This window comes from Streptomyces viridosporus T7A (assembly GCF_008704515.1).
Taxonomy (GTDB): Bacteria; Actinomycetota; Actinomycetes; order Streptomycetales; family Streptomycetaceae; genus Streptomyces; species Streptomyces viridosporus.
Genome location: NZ_CP023700.1, coordinates 825,233 through 850,172, shown reverse-complemented (window position 1 = coordinate 850,172; position 24,940 = coordinate 825,233). Strand labels below are relative to the sequence as shown.

Below are 24,940 nucleotides of genomic sequence, written 5' to 3'. Positions count from 1 at the left end.
GGACAGCTGTGGTCAGGGCGCCGCGAGGCGCCCTCCGTCCACGGCGAGCAGGGCGCCGGTGGTGAAGCCGGCCGACGGCCCGCACAGGTACAGCGCCGCACCCACGATCTCGTCCGGGCTGCCGCCGCGGTGCAGCGGCCAGGACTCGGCCATCTCGTTGAACGCCTCCATGTCCCACGCCTGGCTGATGTCGGTGAAGAACGGGCCGGCCAGGATCGTGTTCACCCGTACCGACGGGCCGTACTCCTGGGCGAAGCCCGCGGTGAGGGTGTTCAACGCGGCCTTGGCCGCGGCGTAGGGCAGGTCCGCGGCGGTCGGACGCACCGAAGCGATCGAGCTGATGTTGAGGATCGCCCCGCCGCCCGTGGCGGCCATCCGCTTGCCGGCCGCCGCCATCAACCGGAAGGGGCCCTTCAGATTGACCCCGACGACCTTGTCGAACAGCTCCTCGCTGACCTCCTCGAGGCTGGGATACAGCGGCGCGATCCCCGCGTTGTTGACCAGGATCTCGACGGTGCCGAGGGTCTCCTCGACCTCGTCGAGCAGCTCGGTCGTCCGGTTCCAGTCCGCGACGTGGGCCGCGTGCGCACTCACCCGGCGGCCGGTGGCGGCCGCCAGCTCCTCGGCGAGCGCGACGCAGTTGTCCTTCTTGCGGCTGGCCACCGCGACGTCGGCACCGGCCGCCGCGAACGCGATGGCGATCTCCCGGCCCAACCCGCGGCTGCCGCCGGTCACCAGGGCGGTTCGCCCGGCGAGCGGCTGCTCGACTGCCCGTGCCGCGGTCACGGCCTCGGCCACCGAACGAACGTTGATGCGATCCGTCGTCGTCATCGGGGGACCTCCCGCCAGGGCACGTCACGATCCGTCCGCGGCTCCTGCGGCAGGCCGAGCAGACGCTCGCCGATGATCGTGCGCTGCACCTCGTCCGAGCCGCCGGCGATGCGGTAACCGGGAGCGCCGAGGACGTGCTCGGTCCACTTGAACGTCCCATCTCCCGTGTCGGCCACCAGCCGCGGTCCGAGGACGACCGCAGCGGCCTCGCTCACCAGCGTCAGTCGCTGGCTCCAGGCGAGTTTGCGCAGCGACCCGATCGGCCCCGGCTCGATCCCGGCCAGCCGCGTCTCCCGGTCGCGCTGCGCCGCGATCTGGGCGGTCTTCTCGTGCACCCACACCTCGGCCAGCAGCCGCCGCACCTCTGGATCGCCGGTACGGCCCAGCTTGCGGGCCAGCGCGACGAGTTGTGCGTAGCCGCCGCCGACGGAGCTGGTCTGTCCGCTGTGGCCGCGCTCGAATCCGAGCGTGGCCAGGGCGACCCGCCATCCCTCGCCGACACCGCCCAGGCGCAGTGAATCGGGGATCCGCACCTCCTCGAGGAACACCTCGCAGAACGACGATCCGCCCGACATCTGGCGCAGCGGTCGCACCTCGACACCCGGAGTGCCCATAGGCAGCAGGAACGCCGTCATGCCCTTGTGCTTGGGTACGTCCGGATCGGTCCGCGCGATGAGTTCGCCCCATCCGGCGAACTGCGCGCCGGAACTCCACACCTTCTGCCCGGTGACGACCCAGTCGTCCCCGTCGCGGACGGCGCGGGTGCTCAGCCCCGCCAGGTCCGATCCCGCCGACGGCTCGGAGAACAGCTGGCAGGCCAGCTCGTCACCGCGCAGCAGGGGCCGGGCCAGCCGTTCCTGCTGCTCCGGCGTACCGAACAGGCGCACCGTCGGCGCGATCAGGTGCAGGCTCACCGAGGCGAGCTCATGCGACCCCGGCGTGTCGAACTCCGCCTCGACCTCGGCGAACGCCTCCTCGAACAGGGGGGCGAGTCCGGCACCGCCGTACTCGGCCGGCCACGTCAGCGCGCCGTAACCCGCGTCGAACTTGACGCGCTGCCATGCGCAGATTCGCTCCAGCAGCGCTTTCTCCTCATCGAAGGGCAGGTCGTGGAAGACCGCGACGTCGCTGGACGCCTCGTCCCGGTCCTGCCGGGGCCGGGCGTGACGGGCCAGCCACTCGCGGGCCTGCCGGACGAAGTCCGCGAGCCCAGGCGCGTCAGCCCCCGGCAAGGTCCCCTCCAGCTGCTCCGCCGTCACCACAAGGACTCGCCTCCGTCCACGACGAGATTGGTCCCGGTCACGAACGAGGCGGCGGGGTTGCACAGGTAGAGAGCACCCTCGGCGATGTCGGAGGGCATGCCGGCCCGGTTCAGGGGAGCCAGCTCGGCGCCGAGTTCGGCGGCCTTGGGGTTGTTCGACAGCGACATCGGAGTCACCACGAGCCCGGGGGAGAGCGCGTTCACCCGGATGCCGAGCGGGGCGAGCTCGTAGGCCGCCACCCGGACCAGCTGGTTCAGTCCGGCCTTCGTCGTCGAGTAGGGCAGGGTGCCCGGCCGCGTGCCCTCCGCCCGGATCGAGGAGATCACCACGATCGCGCGATTGTCGGCGGGGCGGTCGCGCATGAGGCGCGCGGCGGCTTGCGTGCAGCGGAAGGTCCCGGTGAGGTTCGTGGAGATGATCCCGTCCCACTCCTCGTCGGTCACCTCCAGGAAGGGCCGGAAGATCCCGTAGCCGACGTTTGCCACGAAGATGTTCAGCGCCGGCAGTTCATGGGTGAGGCGATCGAACAGCTCATCCACGCCGGCGCGCCCGCTGAGGTCGGCGGCCAGCGACTCGATCCGCTGGCCGTCCCCGGCCCGCGTGCGCAGCCGCTCGGCCGCGTCGTCAAGAGCTGCCTTGTCACGAGCGACGATGACGACGTTCGCACCCTCGCCGACGAAGCGTTCCGCGATCGCGAACCCGATGCCCTTGCTTCCCCCGGTCACCACGGCCCACTGGTCGCGGAGCAGCCCGGTCGCTGCCGTGCTGCTGTGGTCCTCTGCTGTTGCCAAGTCGCTCCTCCATCTGTGTGCTCGCCTCTCCCGCCCGCGATCAGCGGGTTCTCCCCGCGCTGAGGCCGTCCGCCCCGAGCGCCGTGGAGGCCGGCTACGTCCGCAGGTGCCGCCGCCCCTCGGGCCCTCTGCCTCCGCGGTGTGGCGGACGCAACATAAAACATCATGAGGAAATAGCGCAAGGGTCTCTCCATGAGGCGCACCGATCAAAAGATCCTCATGAGGAAAGGCGACGAAACCTTATGATGAATCTATTGACCTGCCGCGCTTGACGGCTGTAGCGTCCTGGCCACCCAAGCGACAAAGATCACACAAACCTGCAGCAAGGCCGTATCAAGAGTGGAGTTGAGGACACATGGGGCGGGTAGAAGGCCAGGTTGCGCTGATCACCGGCGCGGCCCGTGGTCAGGGGCGCGCTCACGCCGTGCGGCTGGCGCAGGAGGGCGCCGACATCGTCGCCGTCGACCTGTGTCGTGACCAGCCCGAGCTGCTCTACAGTCAGGGCACCCCCGAGGACCTGGCCGAGACCGTGGCGCTGGTCGAGAAGGAAGGTCGCAGGATCATCGCTCGCGCCGGCGACGTGCGCGACCAGGCCACGCTGGACGGCGTCGTGGCCGAGGCGCTGGAGCAGTTCGGCAAGATCGACATCCTGGTCTCCAACGCGGGGATCTCCAACCAGGGCCTGGCGCACGAGCTCACCGACAAGCAGTGGACCGACATCCTCGAGACCAACCTGGTCGGCGCCTGGCACGCCGCGAAGGCCGTCATCCCGTCCATGATCGAGCGCAAGTCGGGGTCGATCATCTTCGTCAGCTCCACCACTGGGCTGCGCGGGGTGCCGGGTCAGATCCACTACGGGGCGTCCAAGCACGGAGTGCAGGGGTTGATGGGCGGCCTCGCCAACGAGCTCGGCGGGCACGGAATCCGGGTCAACTCGGTGAACCCCGGCACGGTGAACACGCCGATGGCGCTGAACGAGCGCCTGCTGAAGAACTACCTGCCGCACATCGAGAATCCCACCCTGGACGACGCGGCCGAGGCCTTCAAGCCGCTCACCCTGCTGCCCGTCCCCTGGGTGGAGCCGGAGGACGTCGCCAACGCCGTGCTGTGGCTCGCCTCCGACGAGGCCCGCTACGTCTCCGGTGTCGCGATCCCCGTGGATTGCGGTCTGCTGGCCAAGTTCTGACTGTTCAGCCGGGAGAACAAGGAGTTTCCATGCTCGCCAAGTTGGAAATCGACGTGCCCATGTGCCAGGGCCACGGTCGCTGTTACGAGGTGGCCCCGGATGTGCTCGACGCCGACGAGAACGGCATCGCCGTCCTCAAGAGCGACGAGCCGGTCGACGTGGAGCGGGCCCGTGCGATCGCCGCGACCTGTCCGGAGTTCGCGATCCTCGTCAAGGAGGTCCGATGACCGCCAACGACGCCCAGAAGCAGGGCCTGTGCCCGGTCGACCTCTGGTCCGAGGAGTTCAACGAGAACTTCTGGGAGACCATCGGCGCACTGCAGCAGAAAGCCTCGCTCGGCGTGCACAGACAGGGTAGCACTCCGTGCTACTACGCCACCCGGTACCAGGACGTCTTCAACGTGCTGCGGGATGCCGCCACTTACTCCTCCGAGGGCGGCGTCGCGATCCTGGGCGGCGACAACCGCTCCGAACCGCCCAAGAACGAGGGCCGGTTCCTGCCCGAGGATCTCGACGCGCCGGCGCACACCGAGTGGCGCAAGGTGATCGACCCGTTCCTCACCGTCAAGCGGGTCGAGGCCTACGAGCTCACGATCTCGAAGACCATCGACGAGCTGCTCGACGCCGTGCTGCCGAACGGCCGGTTCAAGGTGCTGGCCGACTTCCTGCGGCCGCTCCAGCTGAAGATCATCTTCACCGAGCTCCTGCACCTGCCGGGTGAGGAGATCGAGGACTGGATGCACTGGAGCCACGACCTGTTCGTCGGCGAAACCCCGGAGATCGCGGCGCAGGCGTTCGCGAGCATCAACAAGGCGGCCGAGGAACTGGTCCTGCGACGGATGGCCGACCCGATTCCGGACGACCTGGTCAGCGCCGTCTGCACGGTCAAGGAGATCGGCGGCCGCGAGCCGACCCTCGCCGAGCGCACCGCCGTGGTGGTGCCGCTGGCGATCGCCGGCACCGAGTCGGTGGGCACCCTCCTGAGCGCCATCGTCCACCACCTGGCCACCCACCCCGACGACCTCGCCGAGCTGGTCGCCGATCCCGGTCTCGTCCCCGTTGCGGTGGAGGAGGGGCTGCGGATGTTCGCCAACGTGACGGCACTGCAGCGGACGGTGACGCGCGACACCGAGCTCGCCGGGGTCCCGCTCGAGGCCGGTGCGAAGGTCTGGACGAGCTACAACGGCGCCAACCGCGACCCGGAGCAGTTCCCCGATCCGCACACCTGGAACCTGCACCGCGACGAGGTGCGCCATGTGGCGTTCGGCGTGGGCCCCCACCGGTGCCTCGGGTCCAACCACGCCCGCCTCATGATGCGGAAGGTGCTCGCGCGTCTGCTCGAGCGCATGCCCCGCTTCACCCTCGCACCCGACCAGACGATCTCCCGCTTCTCCATGCCGACCCGCGGCATCCACGAAGTCATCATCGACGTCCCCGCCCAGGGCTGACAGACGGGAACACCGACGTGTCCGAAGACAACAAGCAGGCACTGTTCGACCGCGCGCTCGCCGTGGTCGACGCCTGGAACCGCCTCGACTTCGACGCGCTGCGCGAACTCGTGCACGAGGACGTCGAGGTGGTCCACCAGAACCGGGGGGTCGCCGCTCGCGGCCGCGACCTGATGTTCGAGACCATCGAGACGATGAGCAAGGCGTTCCCCGACCGGTCGATCGGTGAGACCACCCGCTGGGCGGTCAGCGGGAACACGGTCTTCCGGGAGACCGTGTGGCAGGGGACCGCCGCGGTGGACGTGCCCGGCTTCGGCAAGGCCGGCGAGCACTGCAAGCTCGACGTCCTGTCGCTGATGACGTTCGAGGACGGTCGCCTCGTGGAGTGGTGCGACTACGGCTGACGGATTCCGAGGGGGCGGGGGCGTACCGCACCCGCCCCCTCGGCAGCTCGCTGGTTGAGTTCCGGGACGAGCCCGGGGTCGGATAAGGAGTTCGCATGACAGGCCAGCCACAGCACGTCGTGGTGGTCGGCGCCGGGCTGGGCGGTATCCGGACCGCCGAACAGCTGCGCACCGCAGGCTTCCGAGGAAAGATCAGCTTGGTGGGCGCCGAGCAGCACCTGCCCTACGACCGCCCCCCGCTGTCCAAGCAGGTGCTCACCGGGGAGTGGGACCCCGAACGGATCGTCCTGTGCGACAAGGCCCGGTTGGACGAACTCGGCATCTCCGCCCGGTTCGGCGAGCCGGCGGTGGCGCTGCACGACGGTGCCGTCGAACTCGCCGACGGCACCAGGCTGCAGGGCGACGCGATCGTCGCCGCGACCGGTGTGGCGGCGCGGCGGCTTCCCGACCAGCCGGACACCGCGCGCACGCTGCGCACCCTGGACGACACGCTCGCGCTGCAGAACGCACTGGCGACCGCACGGTCCCTGCTGATCGTCGGCGCCGGCTTCGTCGGTGCCGAGGTCGCCGGGGCCGCGCGGGCCCGCGGCGTCGACGTGACCGTCCTCGAGGCCATGCCCGTGCCGTTCACCCGGGCCCTGGGACCCGAAATCGGCGCCGTCTGCGCCCGGCTGCTCACCGAAGGCGGGGTCGATCTGCGCACGGGCGCCCTCCTGGAACGCTTCACAGGAGGGTCCGCCGTCGAGCTGGCCGACGGCACGCGCCTGGACGCCGATGTCATGCTCGTCGGAATCGGAGGAGTTCCCGAGCTCGGCTGGCTCGCGAGCACCGGCATCGACACCTCCGACGGGGTGCCGTGTGACGCCCGTGGCCGCGTCGAAGGCGTTGCCGGCATGTGGGCGGTCGGCGACATCGCCGCTTGGACGGACCCGGTCCGAGGCGGCCGGCACCGCAGCGAGCACTGGACCAACGCCACCGATCAAGCTGCTGCCGTGGCCCGCGACATCGTCGGCGCCGATGCGCCGCCTCTCTCGACGCCGTACTTCTGGTCGGATCAGTTCGGATTGAAGATCCAACTGGTCGGGCGGCCCGACCTCGCCGACACCGTGCTCCCCCTGCACGGGGCCGGCCTCGACAGCGGTCCCGTCAAGGGCACGGTTGCGGCCTACTTCGCCGGCGCGCGCCTGGTCGGCGTCGTCGGATTCGGCGCGGCGAGGCTCATCGCCCGCTACCGCGGGCTCGTCGGCCGCGAGGCCGACCGCGCCGAGGTCCTGGCCCTGGCCACCTCGGAGTGAACGAGTCCTCCAGGCAGGGACACGTCCGTCTGACCCGAAACAGGCGTGCCACTGAGGTGTTTGCGTCGGGGTGCGTTGCGCCTGTCATAACGCCAGGACTAGGCCGGTTTCGGCGATCAAGCCGTCCAGGAGGTCCGGACGGTACCGCATCCGCTCGAGCCGGGTCCGTATCAGTGCGGCGAGTTGGTCGGCGGTGCGGGAAGCCGGTTTGGCCGGCGTCTCCTTCAGGCTCGCCGCACGCCCTCGTCGGAGTTCGGGCCCGGTGCGCCGGGCGGGAGAGGAAACTTCGTCAGCGCGTCCACCACCGGGTGTGTCGTACGGTGCGTTCCTCCGCAGTGACGGCCCTGGCGTCCTGCGGAGGAACGGCGGTGCTCCCGCGCCACATCGATGTCCCGAACAGCGGATACGGAACCGGCCGCAGCAGCCTTACGGCCAGTTCCTCCACGCCGGGGTCGGCGACGGAGGCGCCGCCGGCGTGAGCCGCATGGAGTCCGTCGTCGTGCCGGCGGCCGACCAGCCAGGGCCGGCTCGCCGCGCGTCGCTCCGGAAGCCCCGACACGCCGGACGATTTCTCGCTCCGGGCCTTCGGATCGATCCCCTAGAAGAACCCGAGTTTCTTGGGCGAGTAGCTGCAAAGGAGGTTCTTCGTCTGCTGGTAGTGGTCCAGCATCATCTTGTGCGTCTCCCGGCCGATCCCGGACTGCTTGTAGCCGCCGAACGCCGCGTGCGCGGGGTAGGCGTGGTAGCAGTTCGTCCAGACGCGGCCCGCCTGGATGGCGCGTCCGGCGCGGTAGGCCGTGTTGATGTCGCGCGTCCACACGCCCGCGCCGAGACCGTACGACGTGTCGTTGGCGATCCTGATCGCGTCGTCGAAGCCGTCGAACGAGGCCACCGAGACGACGGGGCCGAAGATCTCCTCCTGGAAGATGCGCATCCGGTTGTCGCCCTCGAAGATGGTCGGCTGCACGTAGTAGCCGCCCTTCAGATCGCCGTCGTGATCGGCGCGTTCGCCGCCGGTGAGGACCTTGGCGCCCTCCTGCCGGCCGATGTCGATGTAGGACAGGATCTTGGCCAGCTGCTCGCTGGACGCCTGCGCGCCGATCATCGTGTCGGTGTCGAGCGGGTGCCCGGGCCTGATCAGCTCGGTGCGGGCGACGGCCGCGGCCAGGAAGTCGGGGTAGTTGCCGCGCTGGATCAGCCCGCGGGAGGGGCAGGTGCACACCTCGCCCTGGTTCAGCGCGAACATCGTGAACCCTTCGAGGGCCTTGTCGCGCAGTTCGTCGTCCTTCTCCCACACGTCGTCGAAGAAGATGTTCGGCGACTTGCCGCCCAGCTCCAGCGTGACCGGCTTCAGGTTCTCGGCCGCGTACTGCATGATCAGCCGTCCCGTGGACGTCTCGCCGGTGAAGGCGATCTTCGCCACCCGCGGACTGGAGGCGAGCGGCTTCCCGGCCTCCGGGCCGAAACCGTTGACGATGTTCAGCACGCCCGGCGGCAGCAGGTCGGAGACGAGGCTCAGCCAGTAGTGGATGGAGACCGGCGTCTGCTCGGCGGGCTTGAGGACGACCGCGTTGCCCGCGGCGAGTGCGGGCGCGAGCTTCCACGTCGCCATCAGGATGGGGAAGTTCCACGGGATGATCTGGGCGACGACGCCCAGCGGCTCGTGGAAGTGGTAGGCGACCGTGTCGTCGTCGACCTCGCTGAGCGAGCCCTCCTGGGCGCGCACGGCACCGGCGAAGTAGCGGAAGTGGTCGATGGCCAGCGGGATGTCGGCCGCCAGGGTCTCCCGTACGGGTTTGCCGTTCTCCCAGCTCTCCGCGACCGCGAGTGACTCCAGGTTGGCCTCCATGCGGTCGGCGATCTTCAGCAGGATGTCGGACCGCTCGGCCGCCGACCTGCGCCCCCAGCCGGGCGCGGCCGCGTGGGCCGCGTCGAGTGCCGCCTCGACGTCCTCCGCCGTACCGCGCGCCACCTCGGTGAACGGCTGCCCGTTCACCGGACTCGGGTTCTCGAAGTACTGCCCCTTGACCGGAGGTACGTACTCCCCGCCGATGAAGTGGTCGTAGCGGGGCTGGTAGGAGACGATCGCGCCCTCGCTTCCGGGCGCCGCGTAACGGGTCATGCGGAACTGGCCTCCTTCAGCAGCGCTGCCCGCCGTCGGACAGCTCTGCGCCGGAGCGTAAGGACGCGGACGTTGCATCCACGTTGCGGGCGGGCGGCGGCGCTACCGGCCCTCGGGGCGGGCCCAGCCGTCCGGGGCCGCCAGCTCCGCTTCGAGCGCGGCCAGCCGGGCCCGGTTCGATGCCGTCGGCCGGGACGCGGCCAGTGCCCGCCACACGTCCAGGTCCTCCTCGCCCCACGGCGCGTGGGCCCAGTCGGCCAGCAGGTCGGCGTCCGAGCGGGCGATCAGTGCCGCGCGCAGGCCGTCGGCGAGGCGGTGCCTGAGCCGTACGACCGCCGGTGCCCGGGAGGCGGGCAGCAGCGGGCCCGTGTAGGCGGCCAGGGCGGTGGTGACCGCGCCGGCCGCCAGCCGTCGTTCGACGACGGCGATGTCCGACTCCAGGGGCGCCGCGAGCCGGTAGGGGCGCGACGCGAGCAGTCCCGGGCCGAGCACCTGACGCAGCCGGGCGAGCTCCGCGCGCAATGTCACCGGTGGCACCGACTCGTCCTCGTACAGGGCGCACAGCAGTTCGTCGCCGGTCAGGCCGTCGGGGTACCGGGCCAGGAGGACGAGGATCTCGCTGTGCCGGCGGCTGAGCCGGATCCTGCGGCCGTCTGCCGTCAGTACGGCCCGGTCCCGGCCCAGTGCCGTCAGGCCGGGTCCGCCGGCGGCCGGGCGTCCTGGGGCGAGCAGCGCCAGCTGGGACTCCGCCGCGCGCGCCACGGCCTGTACGAAGCCCAGGCTGTGCGGATGCGCGAGACCGTCCCCGCCGGTGATGTCCACGGCACCGAGCAGCCGCCCCGTGCGGGGGTCGTGCACGGGGGCCGCCGCGCACGTCCACGGCTGCACGCGCCGCACGAAGTGCTCGGCCGCGAAGACCTGGACCGGACGGCCCACGGCGACCGCCGTGCCCGGCGCGTTCGTCCCGACCGCGCTCTCCGCCCACCGCGCGCCGGGCACGAAGTTCATCCGCCCCGCCTGTCGCAGCGTCGAGGGGTGCCCCTCGACCCACAGCAGCCTGCCGTGCGCGTCGCACACCGCCAGCAGATGCTGGCCGTCGGAGGCGAAGGTGCCCATCAGCTCCCGGAACAGCGGCATCACATGAGCCAGTGGGTGCTCGGCGCGGAAGGCCCCGAGGTCGCTGTCCGTCAGTTCGATGTCGGCGGTGCCGTCCGGGTGGACCCCGGCGCGGGCCGAGCGCCGCCACGAGTCGGCGACCACGCCGCGCACCGGGCGCGGCACCGTGCCGGCCTCCGTGAAGGTCTCGTGAGCCCGGTGCAGCACGCGTACGCGCTCGGCGGGGTCGGCCCCCGGCTCCAGGGCCACCCAGGGATCGGTCAACATGGCCTCCCACAGGGCGATGCGCTGGGGACATCGTCGCCCGGGGGGTGCGTGGCGACAACCGTTTCGACGGGGCGGCGATCCCCTGCCGCCGCCGGCCGGGTTTCCCACGCGGGTGCTCGCCGAGCGGACGGTCGTGACCGGTCGCACCCCGCGGCGCGACGCGGTCACCTGACTGCGCGTCAGGCGCACACGGCACCCGCGCAGCTCCGGCATCACCGATCCCCAGAGCGCCCGGCTCCTCCTGCCGGCCGGGGAAGCGGGACTCCCCGCACCCCACGGGGGGAAGTGGTGACCGGCTTGCCCACCGGCTTCGGCGGCCGCTTCCGTGGGGCCCGGCCGCCGGGCGCGGCCGGGCCGCCGGGCCGTTCTCCAGCGGGAACGGGACCGTCGGCCCTCACCTTCCGGCCTCGCCCGCCCCAGGGTGGAAGGACGCAGGACCGCTGTACCAGCGAAGGACGGGCCGGAGATGTACCCCGATGACGGTTTCCGCGAACTAGGGCGGCAGGAGTGCCTGCGGCTGATGACCCAGGTGCCCGTCGGCCGCATCGTCTTCACGCGCCGGGCCTTGCCCGCCGTGCTGCCGGTCAACTTCTGCCTGGACGCCGACGGCGCGGTCCTGCTGCGTACCGCCTCGGCCTCGGAACTGGTCCGCGCGATCGACGGCGCGGTGGTCGCCTTCGAGGCCGACCACGTCGACGCGGTCCGTCAGGCCGGCTGGAGCGTCGTCGTCACGGGCCCGGCCACGGTGGTGACCGACCCCGCCGAACACGAGCGCCTGACCCGCGTCGGCCCGGTCTCCTGGGTGCCCGCGCAGCGGGAGGTCTTCGTCCGTGTCGAGCCCGAGCTGGTCACCGGACGCGAACTCGTCGGCGGACGCACCCTGTACGGGGTGAACCTGGCAGCGGCGGACGGATGACGGCCGCCCACGGGGCCCGGGCGGAGGGACGGTCGGCCCGCCGGGAGGATCACCCCGCAGGCAGCACGAGCGTGCACGTCTCCCCCGGGGCGATGGTGACGGCCCGATCGGCGAGTACGACGCGGATCGGTGATTCCTCCGAGGAGGGCACACCGACCCGCAACCGCCCGCTCCGCAGTCGCACGCCGACGCCCCAGTGACCGCGATAGCGCAGCGGGAACCCGTACTCGGACAGCGCCGGAAGCGGCACCGGGTCCAGCCACAGGGCGTCCTCGCGGGTCTCCAGCCCCGTCAGGCCGCGCTGGACCAGGTCGAGGGTCCCGGCCATGGCACCGAGGTGGATGCCTTCGCCGGTCGTGCCGCCCTGGAGGTCGGCGACGTCCGACTCCAGGGCCTCACGGACGTAACTCCACGCCTCGGCCCGTCTGACCCGGGCGAGGACCCAGCCGTGGACGAGTCCGCTGAGGGTGGAGCCGTGGCTGGTGCGCCGAAGGTAGTAGTCGACGGTCCCGCGCCAGACGTCGTCGTCCATCGGGTATCCCAGACGCTGGAACAACCAGCGCAGTTCGGCGGGCGGGAAGAGGTAGCCGAGCATGAGGACGTCGGCCTGTTTGGAGGCCTTGTAGCGGTTGACCGAGTCGCCCTCGGCCTCGAGGATCCGGTCCAGTCTCCGGATGCTGTCGTACCGTGAGCGGTAGCCGTCCCAGTCCAGCTCGGCCAGGTCGTCGTAGCCCTCGAACTGGCTGATGACGCCCCGGTGGTACGGCACGCGCAGCCGCCGGGACACCTCCTCCCACCGGGAGAGTTCGCCGCCGTCCAGCCGCACCCGTTCGAACAGCTCCTCCCGGCGCCATGCGGGAAGCCGCCGTACGAGGTCCAGAGCGCGGCAGAGGACCCAGGCGGCGGTGACGTTGGTGTACGTGTTGTCGTCCAGGCCCGGCCGGGGGGCGCCCGGGTAGCCGTCGTGGTACTCGTCGGGGCCGACCACCCCGCGGATGCGGTACCGGCCCGTCTCCGGGTCGAGGACCGCGGTGTGCGCCCAGAAGCGGGCGATCTGCAGCAGCGTCTCGGCGCCCTTGGTGTGGAGGAACTCGGTGTCGCCGGTGGCCTCGCAGTACTGCCACACGTTGTAGGCGATCGCCGAGCCGACGTGGTGCTGGAGCCGGGAGTGGTCCGGCAGCCAGCGCCCCGAGCGGGGGTTGAGGTGCAGTTCCTGGGTCTCCTCGCGTCCGTCGCTGCCGCTCTGCCACGGGTACATCGCCCCCGCCCGGCCGGCCGCGGCCGCCGCGCGGCACGCCTGCGGCAGACGCCGGTGGCGGTAGGTCAGCAGTGCTCGGGAGACCTCGGGAAAGTGCAGGTTCAGATACGGCAGCACGAACAGCTCGTCCCAGAAGACGTGGCCCCGGTAGGCCTCGCCGTGCAGTCCCCGGGCCGGCACCCCCACGTCCAGGTCCGCGGTGTGCGGTGACAGCGTCTGCAGGACGTGGAACAGGTGCAGGCGCAGGAAGCGACCCGCCTCGCCGGGAACCCGGACCTCCGCGCGCCGCCACAACCGTCCCCAAGCGGCGGTGTGGGAGTCCAGCAGCGCGCGGAAGCCCGGGGCCGCGGTCACACGGTCGACGGCCGCCTCGAGCGGGTTGGCGATCGCCGTGTCGCGTGAGGTGTGCAGTGCCACGGTCTTCTCCACCCCGACGGGCCGGCCCGGAACGAGGGGGATCACCAGACGGTGCACGGCGCGCTGCCGGGCGGGCAGCAGCTCCGACGAGACGGGCCGCTGCCCGGTGACCGAGGTCCGGGCCGCCAGGGCGATCGCGATGTCGGAGGAACTGGTGCGGCAGCGCAGCCACACCGTGCGGGGTTCCTCCGTCCCTGTCTCCACCTGCGTCAGGTGGCGGCGGTTGAGCGACCGGTAACGGTGCACATTGCCGTTGATCACACCGCCGTCGAGGGCGGACTCGACTTCGATCTCCCCCGACCAGTCCTCGGCCGTGAAAACCGTCCGCAGTGCCGCCAGGTGGGGGTCCTCCATGTGGACGAGGCGTGTCTGCTCCACGCTCAGCACGCCCGCCCCGTCCCGGTGGCGGAACGTGCGGGTCAACGTGGCGCTGCGCAGATCCAGGGTGTGCCGGTGGTCGAGGAGGGCGTGGGTGTCCGGAGAGAACCACGGACCCCACGGTCCGTCGGCGGGACGGCGACGAAACCGCAGGGGCAGCCAGTTCGGCAGGTTGACCAGGTCCTCGTTCACCACCCGCCGCCCCGCGACGCTCGACTCCAGACGGTTGTAGCAGCCGGCCGCGTAGGTTCCCGGGCAGTGCACCACCCCCGCCCGGCTCTCGGGCACCGCGCCGCGGGTGGCGAAGTAGCCGTTGCCGAGAGTGCACAGCGACTCACGCAACCGCTCGGCAGCGGGGTCGTACCCCTCGTACTCCCAGGTCCACTCCGGCATCCGGGGCTGCCACCCCTTCCCCTCCACGACGATCACGGCGTGCGGTCCGCAGGACGGTGCTCAGGCCCGCCGGGGAACGACGGCGACCGGGCACGCGGAGTGGTGCAGCAGGGTGTGGGCGACGCGGCCGAGTTGCAGACCGAAGTGGCCGTGCCGTCGCAGAGCGCCGACGACGATCAGGTCGGCCTCGGTCGTGGTGTGCAGCAGGACCCGGTGCGCAGGGCCTTCGACCGGCCTGCGCCGCACCTCGACCCCGGGGTGCAGCCGCATCGCCTCGCTCAGCGCGTCGGTGAGGTTGGCCGAGGCGCGTTCCTCGTGGGCACGGGCGGCGTCATCGGCGAGGGAGGGGTCCGCGTGCTCGTGAACCGGACTGCGCCAGGCCCGTACGGCATCCAGGGCACAGCCGCGTGCCTCGGCCTCGCGGAAGGCGAACCGTACGGCACTCGTGCTCGTGGCCGGGGTGCCGACGCCGGCCACCACCCGCCCGAAGAGGCCCTGCCGGTTCTGTTCCGGGCCACGGACCACGAAGACCGGGCACACGGCGCGGGCCGCCACGGTGAGACCGACCGACCCCAGCAGCCGCTCGGCTATTCCGCCACGGCCGCGTGAGCCCACGACTAGGGCGTATGCTTCGTGCCCCGCGTGCAGCAGCACGGACACGGCGTCGTCGGGCAGTACATCGCCCGACACCTTCACCTCGGGATCGCGGAGCCGGGCGCGTTCGATGCCCGACGCGACGATGTGCTCCGCCAGGACCTCTTCAGCGGGGCGATCGGTCCTCAGGGAGGGGCGGGCCGCCTCGTAGCGCTCCCACAGCGAGGCGTGGACGAGACGCACCGGAAGACCATGGCGTGCCGCTTCGTCCACCGCCCAGTCCAGTGCCTGAAGGCTGGAGTCCGATCCGTCGACACCCACCACCAGTGGGAGTTCCATGGTGCCCTCACCTTCCTGCGCGATCGCTGACACACCCCCTGTCACTACCGTCGCACTGCCCGGGACCTGCCGCGACATACGGACCACGCAGCCGGTGCCCTGCCGGTCCCGGGCCGTGGGCGACGCGACGCGTCATCGGTCCGGGACCGCAGGCCCCGCCCGGCTCAGCCGGTGATCTCGATGCGGTGCGGCTTGGCCTTCTCGGCCTTGGGGACGCGCAGCGTGAGGACTCCGTTGGTCAACTCCGCGGTGATGTGCTCGGTGTCGACGTTCGGGGGCAGACTCATGCGGTAGTCGAACCGTCCGACGTGCCGGGTCTGCCGACGGAGCACGCCGGTGCGTTCCCTCTCCTCGATCTCGCCGTGGACGTCGAGTTCGCCGTCGCCGACCTCGACGGTGATCCGGTCCTTGTCCACGCCGGGGAGCTCCAGCTCCATCAGGTAGGCGTCCTCGGTCTCCTCGACGTCGGCCGGTGGCGCCCACGCCTCGGCCGCCCCGGCTTCGGGAAGGTCGCGGCCGGAGAAGGTGGCCTGCACGAGCCGGTCCATCCGGTTGCGCAGGTCCTCGAGTTCCCGGAAGGGGTCCCACCCGGAGAGCGAGCCCCTGCCGCGGTGTGCTGGAAGTGTCATCGGTCGTCCTCCTCGACTCCTGGATCGACAGCGCACCCGCCTTCGGGACGGATCCGCTGCTTGCGGGGCCGGGTCCCCGGGCGGGTGCCGGGCCCTCGGGGTCGTCCCGGCTGATGCGCCCGCGGTCACGCCGGCCAGCCGACGGCCGGGCGGGGGCCCGGCCCGGTCGCGCCCGTGCCCTCGATGTCGCGCTCGGCGATCTCCACCAACTGCCGGCCGAGGTCCTGCATGGCCCTGCCCGCCGCCAGTTCGTCGCCGATCTCCGGCACGTCCGTGTCCGCCGGATTGCGGTGCGCGACCCCGTGGCCGGTGAGCTCCCTGGTTCCGGTGTCGATCACCGCGCGGGCCTTCGTCGTCCCCCCGTCCTCGAAGAGGTGGAGGCGGACTTTCCATTCCCCTGTGTGCGGCATCGCTTTCCTCCTCAGCTCGGTACGGACCGGTGCGATCCGGAGGGGCTTGGTTCGGACACCCCGTGCCGCGCGGCGGGTGCCGCCGTCCGCTCCGCGAGACGGCGCCGGACGTGGTCGGTGAGGGTGCTCAGCCGTTCGGAGGGCGTCGCACGAGGTGCGACGGGGGCCCGGATCCGCCGGGCGGCCGGCGGCAGTGCGGCCAGGTCCGCGGCGAACCTCTCCCGGCACTCGCCGAGCGTGGACCTCTCGCCGGTGCGCCGCCCGTCCCGCATCACCGTCTCCAGCAGCGGCGTGCCCTCGGGTGGCGGCGGCTCATCGGCGAGGCCGATCACGTCGGCGCAGCCGGGACGACGGAACACCTGCTTCTGCCCGGGCGCCGTCACCTTCGCCGACGAGAGCTTCATGACCGGTCGCCCGTCGTACTCCACCATCTTGTAGGCCGAGTCCAGGTACGGAGCGTCGGCCGAGACCCCGACGCGAGTGCCGACCGCGTAGACGTCGATCGGTGCCCCGGAACGGACCAGGTCGTCCACGGCGTACTCGTCGAGACCGCCGCTGACGGTGATCCGCACGTCCCGCAGGCCCGCTCCGTCGAGGACGGCCCGGGCCCGCACCGCCAGGTCCTCCAGGTCGCCGCTGTCCAGGCGTACGGCGCAACCGGGCCCGAGGTCCAGGTCCCGCAGCACGCGTGCCGCGACGCGGACGCCCGCCTCGGTGTCGTAGGTGTCCACGAGGAAGGTCACGGGGCCGGGGTGGGCCCGGGCGAACGCGCGGAACGCCTCTTCCTCGGTCGGGAACGCCTCCACGAAGGAGTGGGCCATCGTGCCGACGGCGGGCACGTCCACGGCCGTGGCCGCGGCCACGTTGCTGGTGCCCGCGAATCCGGTCATCGCACCGAGCCGGGCGGCCTGGAAACCGGCCTGCGGACCGTGGGTCCGCCGCAGGGAGAAGTCCACGACCGGGTGCCCGGACGCCGCCAGGACGCACCGCGCCGCCTTCGAGGCGATCGTCGTCTGATGGCTGAGCTGGTTGAGCACGTACGTCTCGACCAGTTGCGCCTGCGGCAGGGGAGCCGTCACCTCCAGCAAGGGCTCTCCGGCGAGGACGACCCTTCCCTCCGGCACCGCCCGCACCCGGCCGGTGAACCGCAGGCCCAGCAGGGGTTCCAGGTCCCGTGGCGGGCGGTGCAGCGCGGCGGCGAAGGCGTCGACGTCCTCGGGGCCGACCTGCAGCCCGGACAGGTGGTCCAGGGCGGACTCCAGCCCCGCGGCGACCAGGAAGCCCCGCTCGGCAGGCAGATCGCGGACGAACAGGCTGAACGTCGCCGGGCCGGTCATGCCCTCCCGCAGGTAGGACAGGGCCATCGTCACCTCGTACAGGTCGGTGGTCGTCGCGTCGGACATCAGCGCCACCCTCTCGGTCCCGTCCGGTTCTCCTTCACGTCACCGGCGGAATCGGCCGGCCCGCAGGGGCTCCACCGGATCCCACCCGGTTTCCGGTGGTGCGTCTCGGTTTCCGGTGGCGCGTCGTCATTTCCGCGGCACCACCACGATCGGACACGGTGCGTGATGCAGCACCGCGTGGTTGATCAGGCCGAGTTGCAGGCCGAAGTGCCCATGCCGCTTACCGGCTCCGACGACGAGCAGGTCCGCTCCCGACGCGGCCTCCAACAGCGCCTGCCGCGCCGGTACCTCGACCACCCGGCGGCGCACGGTGGTGTTCCGGTACTGCTCCGCGGGGCCGCGCAGAGCGTCGTCGAGCACCTGCGCCGGCGGGCGACGACGGGCCTCACGGGGGTACCACGACCCGGGTGGGGGCTCGGAGGGAGCGCTTGCCGGCGTACTCCGGGCATGCACCGCCACCAGCTCGCAGCGCCGTACGTGTGCCTCGCGGAACGCGAACTCCACGGCCGTGTCGCTTCCCTCACCGTCCTCGACCCCTACGACGACGCTCCCGAACCGGACGCCCCGGTGCTCCGCCGATCCGCGCACCACGACGACCGGGCAGTCGGCCCGCGCCGCCACGGCCAGGCCGACCGAACCCAGGAGCAGCCCGGTGAGACCTCCGAGCCCCCGGGAGCCGAGGACCAGTGCGAAGGCGTTGCGCCCCTTGCCGATCAGGGCGAGGGCCGCGTCCCCGTACAGCACTTCGCTCGACAGCCGCACCGCGGCGGTGCCCGTCCCGGCCCGCGCCGAGGCGACGGCGATCAGGTCGGACGCCTCACGGCCCGGCTCCGCCGCATGCACCAGGTGGAGCGGCACCGTGTGCCGGGCCGCCTCGTCGACGGCCCAGTCCACCGCCTCCAGGCTCGACTCCGACCCGTCGATGCCGACCACCAGGGGAATCACCACTGCCACGCCTTCTTTCCCCGGACCCCACCCGGCCTTCTTTCCCCGGACCCCACCCGGCCTTCTTTCCCCGGACCCCACCCGGCCTTCTTTCCCCGGACCCCACCCGCCCGAGCCCCGACCCACCGGGCTCGCGTGCGCCGCGGGAAGGTTCGCGGTACTCCTCGAATCAGCGGAAGGCGGCGGGACGCGCCGGTGCTTCCGGAGGGGGCGGACCCCGCCACCGCCACTTCCAGCTTCTTACGGGACGGAGGCGGGCGCCATGGAACCAGCGATCGCCCTCGGCCCCGACGGCTCACCCGAGAGCCCTGCCGCTGCTGCCCGCCGGGCCCCGGTCCTTTGCCGCCCCCACACGCAGCCGGACTGAGGGAAGGCGGGGCGAGTCGGCATTCCGTGTTGCCCGGAAACCCTTCGGGGGCGACGGTGGAGATGAAGTGCCGAGGGAGTGAGCGACCATGCGCGGACTTGTCTACCACGGTCCTGCACAGACCTCCTGGGACACGGTTCCCGACCCCGCGATCGAGGAGGACACCGACGCGATCGTACGCGTCGACGCGACCACCGTCTGCGGCAGTGATCTGCACCTCCGGCGGGGGGAGCTCCCCGAGGTGAAGCCGGGTACGGTCCTCGGCCACGAGGCCGTCGGCGAAGTGGTGGAAGTCGGCCGCGGGGTGCACACCCTGCGCCCCGGGAACCAGGTGATCGTGTCGGCCGTCTCGTCCTGCGGACACTGCCCGTTGTGCCACGACAACCTGTACGGACAGTGCCGCGGCGGTGGCGGATGGATCCTGGGCAACATGATCAACGGGACGCAGGCCCAGTTCGTCCGCGTCCCCTTCGCCGACTACTCCACGTACCGACGGCCCGCGTACGTCCCGCTCGACGACGCGGTCCTGCTCGCCGAACTCCTCCCCACGGCCTACGAGATCGGGGTGCGCAACGGACACGTGGGCCCGGGAGACACCGTCGTCGTGGTGGGGGCGGGGCCCGTGGGGCTCGCCGCTGTCGTCATCGCCCGTCTCTACTCGCCCCGCCGGGTCATCGCGGTGGACCTGTCCCTTCCCCGGCTGGCAGCCGCCACCCGCCTGGGCGCCGATGCCGCCGAACTGCCCGGGCGGATGGTCGCCGATCTGTCCGAGGGACCGGGAGCCGACGTCGTCATCGAGGCCGCGGGCGATCCGGAGAGCTTCCTCCTGGCCACACGCGTGGTGCGCGAGGGAGGGCACATCGCCAACATCGGCATGCACGGCAAACCGGTCACGCTGCACCTCGAGGCCCTGTGGCGCAAGAACCTCACGATCAGCACCGGCCAGGTCGACACCTTCTCCACCCCGTGGCTGCTCGACCTCCTGGCCTTCGGACGGCTCGCGGTCTCCCCCCTCGTCACCCACAGGTTCGGTCTCGACCGCATGGAGGACGCCTACGAGGTCTTCTCCCAGGGCCCGGACACCGGCGCCCTCAAGGTCGTGCTGCACCGCGAGGCGTCGGCGCCGTCCTGACGACCGGTCCTCCGGTCGCACCGTCCCGATGAACGGCCCTCCGGTCGCACCGGGCAGACAGCACCGCGCACCTCCTTCCCGCCCGGCGGCACCCGACCGCCCCGGCGGGAGCACGGGGGGAGCGCCGGCCTGCCCCGCCTCCCTCCACCTCACGCGGGAGAGCGGGAAGCCGGCGCCGCCGGACAGCGGGGCGAGGCCGACAGGCGAGCGGCGGTCGCCCCTCGCCTTCACCGCGGTTCGCCCGACGATCCGTTCCCGGGACGGAACTCGACGTCGACCACCCCCTCGACGGCGCGCACCGCGCGGGCGGCGAGGGGCACCAGCGAGGTGTCCCGGATGCGGCCGGTGAGAGTCACGACTCCCTCGGTGACATCCACCCGGACGGATTCGGACGAGGCGGGGAAGAGGCGGGCGACGACCTCCCGGCGGACCTCTTCGGCGAGTTCCTCGTCCGTCCGCAGAAAGACCTTCAGCAGGTCGACCCGGCTGACGATGCCTTCGAGCAGTCCCTCGTCGTTGACGACGGGCAGCCGCTTCACCTTGCGCTGCGCCATGACGCGGGCCGCCTGCGCGACGGTGGCGTCGGCGTGGACGGTGACGGCCGGGGTGCTCATCAGCTCTCCGGCCGTCAGCGCCCCCGCCTTGGCCAGGTCGGGCAGGCGACGCAGCTGCAGGAACCGGTCGGGGTCGCTGTCGCGGAACTCCTCCTTGGGCAGCAGATCGGCCTCGGAGACGACGCCGACCACCCGGCCCTCGCCCTCCAGCACCGGCAGGGCGCTCACCTTCCACTGCTCGATGAGCTGGATGACCTCCTTGAACGGGGCGTCGCGACCGACGGCCACGACGGTGTGCGACATCACGTCGCTCACGGTGTACGGGCTGCCGTTCATGGTCTTCCCTCCGGGTGTCGGGTACGTGCGCCGGCCGGTGGCCGCTCGGGGCCGGGGCGCGGCACGGGAGGCCCGGTCGTCGTCATCCGCTCCCGCTGCCGTACGGGGCGTACAGGTCGAGCAGCCGGACACGGGTCGCGTGCAACCGGTGGGCGACCACCCGGCCGACCCACACGGCGATCGCGTGGCCGAAGTCGGGGTCCTCGGCGCACAGGACCCGTACGGCCTCCGCGTCGAACTCCCAGGCCCGTACCGGGCTCGTGGTCTCGGCGCCCAGGTGCCACGAGTGGGGCGGGAAGTGCCAGGACCAGCCGACCAGTTCGCCGTGGCCCAGCGACTCGATCACGGCCGCGCGGCGGCCGGGCACGTGCAGGTCGAGGGCGACGGTGCCGGTCCGGACGATCCAGAACCGGTCGGCCCGCCGCCCCTCCTCGAACAGGCGGGCTCCCGTCTCGAAGGAGACCTCGCGGGCGTGCGGCATCAACCGCTCGCGGTACTCGGCCGGGAGACCGGCGGCCAGAGTGGTGGTGGATGTCATCGCTGTCCCCTTCCGCGTCTGCCGCCACAGACGGACGGCGGCCTTCGCCGGCCCTACGGTCGGGGCGGACCACGGGCCCTCAAGGACAAGCGTGTGCCCGGTCGGCGGGGGACGCCACGGGCCGGCCGGACCCGTCCGAGGGACCTTCGGCCCCACCGGCCCGGCAGCGGTTCAGCGACTGCCCGCCTCCATGGGCGGCAGAGGGGAACCCGTCCGGTTCACCGGGGCGGGGCGGCGGTGAGCCGGTCGTCCTCGCCAGCCGCCGGCAGCCGTTCGACGCCGCGCCCGGTCGTGAGCCGACCGGTCCTGAGCGCCGCTGGAAGCACCCGCCGCCCGGGCACCCCCGCCCCCGCGCAGGGCGCCCCAGTGGCCCGAAGGTTCCCGGCGCGGGCCGACGGCCCGTCTCCCCGCACCGGGTCGCGTGAGACGGTGGATGACGAGCCGTACCGGAGCACATAGCTGCCGAAAGGCGGTGGGCACCATGGCGGAACCGCCCCTGATCGCAGGCGTCGACGGATCGGACTCCAGTCTGCGGGCCGTCGACTGGGCCGTGGACGAGGCGGCCCGGCACGGGATGCCGCTGCGGCTGGTGTACGCCTCCCTCTGGGAGCGCTACGAAGGACCCCGCCCGTCGTCCGCCCCGCGACGCCCTGCGGCCCGGACGGCGGCGGAGCACGTCGTCGCGTCCGCCGCCGAACGCGCCCGCCGGCGCAACCCCGATGTCAGGGCCTGCACGGCGATCCTCCCCGAGGACGCGGTGCACGCCCTTCTGCGCGAGGGCGACAACGCCTCGCTCCTCGTCACCGGATCACGGGGCCGCGGGGAGCTGAGGGGACTGCTCCTCGGCTCGGTCGGCCTGGCCGTCGCGGCGCGTGCGCACTGCCCGGTGGTCGTCGTCCGGGGCGACGCGGCCGGCCTGGCCGGCACCCACGAGCGGATCCTGCTCGGCGCGGGAGACCCCGGCACGAACAGTGAGGCCGTGCGGTTCGCCTTCCGTGAGGCCGAGGCACGCGGCTGCGTCCTGGACGTCGTACGTGCCTGGCGCTGCCCCGCGCACGGGAGCACCGACTACCCGGCATCTGCCGAGGAACCGGCGCGCCACCACGAGGAGCGGGCTTTCGCCCTGCTCGAGGAGTTGTTGCGCGACGCGATGGCCGACCATCCGGGCGTCCGGGTGCGCCGGACGACGGTCGAGGGCCCCGCTCCCAAGGTCCTCGTGCTCCGGTCGGCCGCCGCCGACCTGGTGATCGTCGGTGCTCGACGCCGCCGGGGACACGTCGGCCTCCAACTCGGCCGGGTGAACCACACACTGCTGCACCACGCCCAGTGCCCGGTCGCGGTCGTGCCGCAGCAGGTGTGACGAAGAACCGCCCGGAGGGAGACCGCACCTTCCCGGGCGAAGGAGTCGCCACCGCCGGTCGCGGGTGCTACTGCCGGGCACGCCGGTGGGCGATGAGCAGACCGAGCACTACGCCCACGAGGAAGGTCACGGTGAGGACGCTCCACAGCGGGAGCGTGACGGTCGGGATCCACAGCCTGATGGTGACCGACTTCGTGTTGGCGGCGATGAACCAGATGGCCAGGGCGGCGATGAGCACGGAGCCGATCGTGCGCAGCTTGATGTCCTGCCCCTTGACCGTCAAGGTCGAAGGAGCGTGTGCTTTTGCAGCGTTCCGCGCCATGAGGACCATTATCGGCCGTTTGGTGTGCGCGGGCGACTCGACCCCGCGGGCCGGACGACCGGGTTCGGCTCCGCACGCCATGGTCCGTGACGCCCGCCGGGGCCTTGGAACGCGGTACCGAGAAGACGTGCGGCTGCTCGCGGCCCTGAGCGCTCGTCGAATCCGCTGGGCGCCGGGCCGGGGCCCCGGGGAACGGGCGACGCCGGGTCACTCCCGGCGGTCCCGGACCACCGCGACGGGGCACCGCGCGTGGTGCAGGACGGCCTGGCTGACCGATCCCGGGAGCAAGCCCGTGAAGCCGCCCCTGCCCCGCGCACCGACGACGAGGAACCGCGCGCTCGCGCTCGCCTCGATGAGGGTGCGGCGCACCCGGCCGACGACCGGCCGGTGGCGCACGGTGACGTCCGGATACCGCTGCCGGTGTCCGGCCAGCGCCGCGTCGAGCACGCGTTCCGCATGGTCGAGCAGGTGGTTCCTGTCGTACGTGACGAAGGGCGGGTCCGCGGGTCCGTCGTAGGCGTCCGCGCTTCCGGGCCGGCACACGTGCAGCGCCATGAGAACCGCGCCGTGCAGGCGCGCCTCGGCGAAGGCGAAGGCGACGGCCCCCGCGGACGCGGGCGCGTCGTCGACCGCCAGCAGCACGGGGTCGGCCGGCGCCCGCCGCCCCCGGACCACCAGGACCGGGCAGTGGCCGTGCGCGGCGAGGTGACCGGCGGTCGAGCCGAGCAGCAGGCCGCCGACGACGCTCCGGTCGTGGCTGCCGATCACCACCAGCGAGGCCGCGCGGGAGGCGATCTCCAGCACCGTCGACGGCTCGCCCAGGGTGACGTCCCGGGCGATCTCCACCCGCGGAGCCGTGTGACGGGCCCGCCGTTCGGCTTCGGCCAGGGTGCCGTCGATCAGTTCACGCACTCCCGCCGCGGTCGGGCTCCACGGCGGTCCGGCGGGCGGCACGTGCGGGGACGACTGTCCGAAGGCGTGCACCAGCCGGAGGCCCACGCCGTGCAGTTCGGCCTCGTGGGCCGCGGTCTCCACCGCGTCCAGGCTCGACGGCGAACCGTCCACCCCGGCCACGACCGGCTGTCCCATGGCAACCCTCCTCGCCGGATCCGCGGTCGCCACCGCCCCTGCGGGACGCGGGCCCGGAGGACCGGGCGGCGCGCGGGGCGGAGGGCGCCCCGGCTCACGGAGCCCGGAAGCGGACCGCTGAAGCCGGCACGCCCGCGTGCGCCCGCGACCGGGCCGAGCGTGTGCGCGGAAGTCCCGGTCGGCTCCTGTCCAGGATGCCCCTTCGCCACCTCGCGGTACAGCTCCTCCCTCGGGACGGGCCGTGGTGCGCCCGGCCGCCGTCCCGGACGGGAACCGGTCGTGCCGATCAGTCACCCTTTGCGCCGACGCCGTGCGGCGCGTGGCCGGCGAGGGGGCGTGGCTGTGGACACCTCCTCGCCGGCCGTGCGACGAGGGCTTCTCCGCCGAGTCCAGCGTGTCGAGCACGAGCCGGCCGACCTCCCCGATCCGACGGGGTGCTGCTCGTGACGACGGCTCATGACGATCCCACCTTGCCGCGCCGCAACGGCTCAGTGCCGCCCGGTGGGCGGGGCGGTGAACTCGGCGAGGTGCCCTCGCCGGAGGAGGGCGCGGTGGGCGAGGGGCGGGTTGCAGGCACCGAGGATGACGTGGTCCTCCATGTCGTGGCCGAGCTCGGTCTTGAGGGCGGCGGTGACGTCGATCTCGGTGAGGATGCCGAAACCCTGGGCGGCCAGGGCGTCGCGGGTGCGGGCGACGGCGGCGGCGAAGCCGGTGTCCGGGTGCACGGTGCGGTCGTAGCGCATGGCGGCGGCCTTTCCCGTCGGTACACGCCACGGCTCGCACGGGCTGACGGTGTCCGGCCGTGCGCGAGGTGTGCGCGAGGCGGTCGGCAGGGGTTC

The 24,940-nt window shown here is 72.3% G+C and carries 24 protein-coding genes and 1 pseudogene; 8 read left to right on the top strand and 17 right to left on the bottom strand.

Annotation, left to right across the window (positions count from 1 at the left end; all coding sequences use genetic code 11):
* Positions 1 to 12 precede the first annotated feature (12 nt).
* The 3 genes from CP969_RS04135 to CP969_RS04125 are packed head-to-tail and all read right to left on the bottom strand — an operon-like array spanning position 13 to position 2,884.
* On the bottom strand, positions 13 to 831 hold the full coding sequence (locus CP969_RS04135; protein WP_016827776.1) for an SDR family NAD(P)-dependent oxidoreductase: 819 nt from the start codon (positions 829 to 831) through the stop codon (positions 13 to 15).
* Positions 828 to 2,063 (bottom strand): acyl-CoA dehydrogenase family protein, encoded by a 1,236-nt coding sequence (locus CP969_RS04130; protein ID WP_026085441.1) that lies wholly within the window; start codon positions 2,061 to 2,063, stop codon positions 828 to 830. Before CP969_RS04130 ends, CP969_RS04135 begins: the two co-directional genes overlap by 4 nt.
* 23 nt (positions 2,064 to 2,086) lie before the next feature.
* Positions 2,087 to 2,884, bottom strand: a complete 798-nt coding sequence (locus CP969_RS04125; protein WP_004992471.1) for an SDR family NAD(P)-dependent oxidoreductase — start codon at positions 2,882 to 2,884, stop codon at positions 2,087 to 2,089.
* 355 nt (positions 2,885 to 3,239) lie between these two features.
* Here CP969_RS04125 and CP969_RS04120 point away from each other — a divergent pair, with 355 nt between their 5' ends.
* The 5 genes from CP969_RS04120 to CP969_RS04100 all read left to right on the top strand — a co-directional run bounded on the left by CP969_RS04120 (position 3,240) and on the right by CP969_RS04100 (position 7,216).
* Positions 3,240 to 4,070: a mycofactocin-coupled SDR family oxidoreductase gene (locus tag CP969_RS04120; RefSeq protein ID WP_004992480.1), complete on the top strand. Its 831-nt coding sequence runs from the start codon at positions 3,240 to 3,242 to the stop codon at positions 4,068 to 4,070.
* Positions 4,071 to 4,099: 29 nt separating this feature from the next.
* Complete coding sequence (locus CP969_RS04115) at positions 4,100 to 4,297, top strand: ferredoxin (protein ID WP_004992488.1); 198 nt, start codon at positions 4,100 to 4,102, stop codon at positions 4,295 to 4,297.
* Entirely contained in the window at positions 4,294 to 5,517 is a 1,224-nt protein-coding gene (locus CP969_RS04110; RefSeq protein ID WP_016827779.1) for a cytochrome P450, read from the top strand. Before CP969_RS04115 ends, CP969_RS04110 begins: the two co-directional genes overlap by 4 nt.
* Positions 5,518 to 5,534: 17 nt before the next feature.
* The gene (locus CP969_RS04105; protein WP_016827780.1) at positions 5,535 to 5,921 is read left to right on the top strand and encodes a nuclear transport factor 2 family protein; all 387 of its coding nucleotides are present in this window, start codon (positions 5,535 to 5,537) and stop codon (positions 5,919 to 5,921) included.
* Between the two features lie 95 nt (positions 5,922 to 6,016).
* Complete coding sequence (locus CP969_RS04100; protein WP_004992491.1) at positions 6,017 to 7,216, top strand: NAD(P)/FAD-dependent oxidoreductase; 1,200 nt, start codon at positions 6,017 to 6,019, stop codon at positions 7,214 to 7,216.
* Between the two features lie 289 nt (positions 7,217 to 7,505).
* Here CP969_RS04100 and CP969_RS04095 read toward each other — a convergent pair whose 3' ends face one another.
* The 3 genes from CP969_RS04095 to CP969_RS04085 form a co-directional block, all read right to left on the bottom strand.
* Positions 7,506 to 7,775 carry a hypothetical protein gene (locus CP969_RS04095; protein WP_086019044.1) on the bottom strand — a complete coding sequence of 90 codons (270 nt, stop codon included), beginning with the start codon at positions 7,773 to 7,775 and terminating at the stop codon, positions 7,506 to 7,508.
* Between the two features lie 39 nt (positions 7,776 to 7,814).
* Positions 7,815 to 9,338 (bottom strand): acetaldehyde dehydrogenase ExaC, encoded by a 1,524-nt coding sequence (gene exaC / locus CP969_RS04090; protein ID WP_004992494.1) that lies wholly within the window; start codon positions 9,336 to 9,338, stop codon positions 7,815 to 7,817.
* A 102-nt stretch (positions 9,339 to 9,440) separates the two neighbouring features.
* Positions 9,441 to 10,718: a GAF domain-containing protein gene (locus CP969_RS04085; RefSeq protein ID WP_039831778.1), complete on the bottom strand. Its 1,278-nt coding sequence runs from the start codon at positions 10,716 to 10,718 to the stop codon at positions 9,441 to 9,443.
* 469 nt (positions 10,719 to 11,187) lie between these two features.
* On the opposite strand from CP969_RS04085, the gene CP969_RS04080 reads away from it, so the two are divergent.
* The gene (locus CP969_RS04080; protein ID WP_004992497.1) at positions 11,188 to 11,637 is read left to right on the top strand and encodes a pyridoxamine 5'-phosphate oxidase family protein; all 450 of its coding nucleotides are present in this window, start codon (positions 11,188 to 11,190) and stop codon (positions 11,635 to 11,637) included.
* A 49-nt stretch (positions 11,638 to 11,686) separates the two neighbouring features.
* Here CP969_RS04080 and CP969_RS04075 read toward each other — a convergent pair whose 3' ends face one another.
* The 6 genes from CP969_RS04075 to CP969_RS04050 form a co-directional block, all read right to left on the bottom strand.
* Positions 11,687 to 14,083: a glycoside hydrolase family 65 protein gene (locus tag CP969_RS04075; RefSeq protein WP_026085442.1), complete on the bottom strand. Its 2,397-nt coding sequence runs from the start codon at positions 14,081 to 14,083 to the stop codon at positions 11,687 to 11,689.
* A gap of 60 nt (positions 14,084 to 14,143) precedes the next feature.
* The gene (locus tag CP969_RS04070) at positions 14,144 to 15,016 is read right to left on the bottom strand and encodes a universal stress protein (RefSeq protein WP_016827785.1); all 873 of its coding nucleotides are present in this window, start codon (positions 15,014 to 15,016) and stop codon (positions 14,144 to 14,146) included.
* 164 nt (positions 15,017 to 15,180) lie between these two features.
* On the bottom strand, positions 15,181 to 15,645 hold the full coding sequence (locus tag CP969_RS04065) for an Hsp20/alpha crystallin family protein (RefSeq protein WP_016827786.1): 465 nt from the start codon (positions 15,643 to 15,645) through the stop codon (positions 15,181 to 15,183).
* Between the two features lie 125 nt (positions 15,646 to 15,770).
* Complete coding sequence (locus tag CP969_RS04060) at positions 15,771 to 16,055, bottom strand: DUF1876 domain-containing protein (RefSeq protein ID WP_004992507.1); 285 nt, start codon at positions 16,053 to 16,055, stop codon at positions 15,771 to 15,773.
* Between the two features lie 11 nt (positions 16,056 to 16,066).
* Positions 16,067 to 17,458 carry a nicotinate phosphoribosyltransferase gene (locus tag CP969_RS04055; protein ID WP_039831779.1) on the bottom strand — a complete coding sequence of 464 codons (1,392 nt, stop codon included), beginning with the start codon at positions 17,456 to 17,458 and terminating at the stop codon, positions 16,067 to 16,069.
* Positions 17,459 to 17,584: 126 nt separating this feature from the next.
* Positions 17,585 to 18,406: a universal stress protein gene (locus tag CP969_RS04050; RefSeq protein ID WP_016827788.1), complete on the bottom strand. Its 822-nt coding sequence runs from the start codon at positions 18,404 to 18,406 to the stop codon at positions 17,585 to 17,587.
* A gap of 452 nt (positions 18,407 to 18,858) precedes the next feature.
* Between CP969_RS04050 and CP969_RS04045 the strand changes: the two genes are divergently transcribed.
* A complete protein-coding gene (locus CP969_RS04045; protein ID WP_004992513.1) occupies positions 18,859 to 19,902 on the top strand; it encodes an alcohol dehydrogenase catalytic domain-containing protein in 1,044 nt (347 codons plus the stop codon).
* Positions 19,903 to 20,129: 227 nt separating this feature from the next.
* On the opposite strand, the gene CP969_RS04040 is transcribed toward CP969_RS04045, so the two are convergent.
* Positions 20,130 to 20,792 carry a CBS domain-containing protein gene (locus CP969_RS04040; RefSeq protein ID WP_016827789.1) on the bottom strand — a complete coding sequence of 221 codons (663 nt, stop codon included), beginning with the start codon at positions 20,790 to 20,792 and terminating at the stop codon, positions 20,130 to 20,132.
* Between the two features lie 82 nt (positions 20,793 to 20,874).
* Positions 20,875 to 21,330, bottom strand: a complete 456-nt coding sequence (locus CP969_RS04035) for a Crp/Fnr family transcriptional regulator (protein WP_016827790.1) — start codon at positions 21,328 to 21,330, stop codon at positions 20,875 to 20,877.
* A 481-nt stretch (positions 21,331 to 21,811) separates the two neighbouring features.
* Between CP969_RS04035 and CP969_RS04030 the strand changes: the two genes are divergently transcribed.
* Positions 21,812 to 22,690 (top strand): universal stress protein, encoded by an 879-nt coding sequence (locus CP969_RS04030; protein ID WP_078495540.1) that lies wholly within the window; start codon positions 21,812 to 21,814, stop codon positions 22,688 to 22,690.
* A gap of 67 nt (positions 22,691 to 22,757) precedes the next feature.
* Here the strand turns inward: CP969_RS04030 and CP969_RS04025 are convergent, their stop codons facing one another.
* From CP969_RS04025 to CP969_RS04015, 3 genes and pseudogenes are all read right to left on the bottom strand, one after another.
* Entirely contained in the window at positions 22,758 to 22,973 is a 216-nt protein-coding gene (locus tag CP969_RS04025; protein ID WP_016827792.1) for a LapA family protein, read from the bottom strand.
* A 246-nt stretch (positions 22,974 to 23,219) separates the two neighbouring features.
* The gene (locus CP969_RS04020) at positions 23,220 to 24,101 is read right to left on the bottom strand and encodes a universal stress protein (RefSeq protein ID WP_016827793.1); all 882 of its coding nucleotides are present in this window, start codon (positions 24,099 to 24,101) and stop codon (positions 23,220 to 23,222) included.
* A 542-nt stretch (positions 24,102 to 24,643) separates the two neighbouring features.
* Positions 24,644 to 24,844: pseudogene (locus tag CP969_RS04015) on the bottom strand (DUF302 domain-containing protein); the annotation flags it as partial.
* Between the last annotated feature and the right edge of the window lie 96 nt (positions 24,845 to 24,940).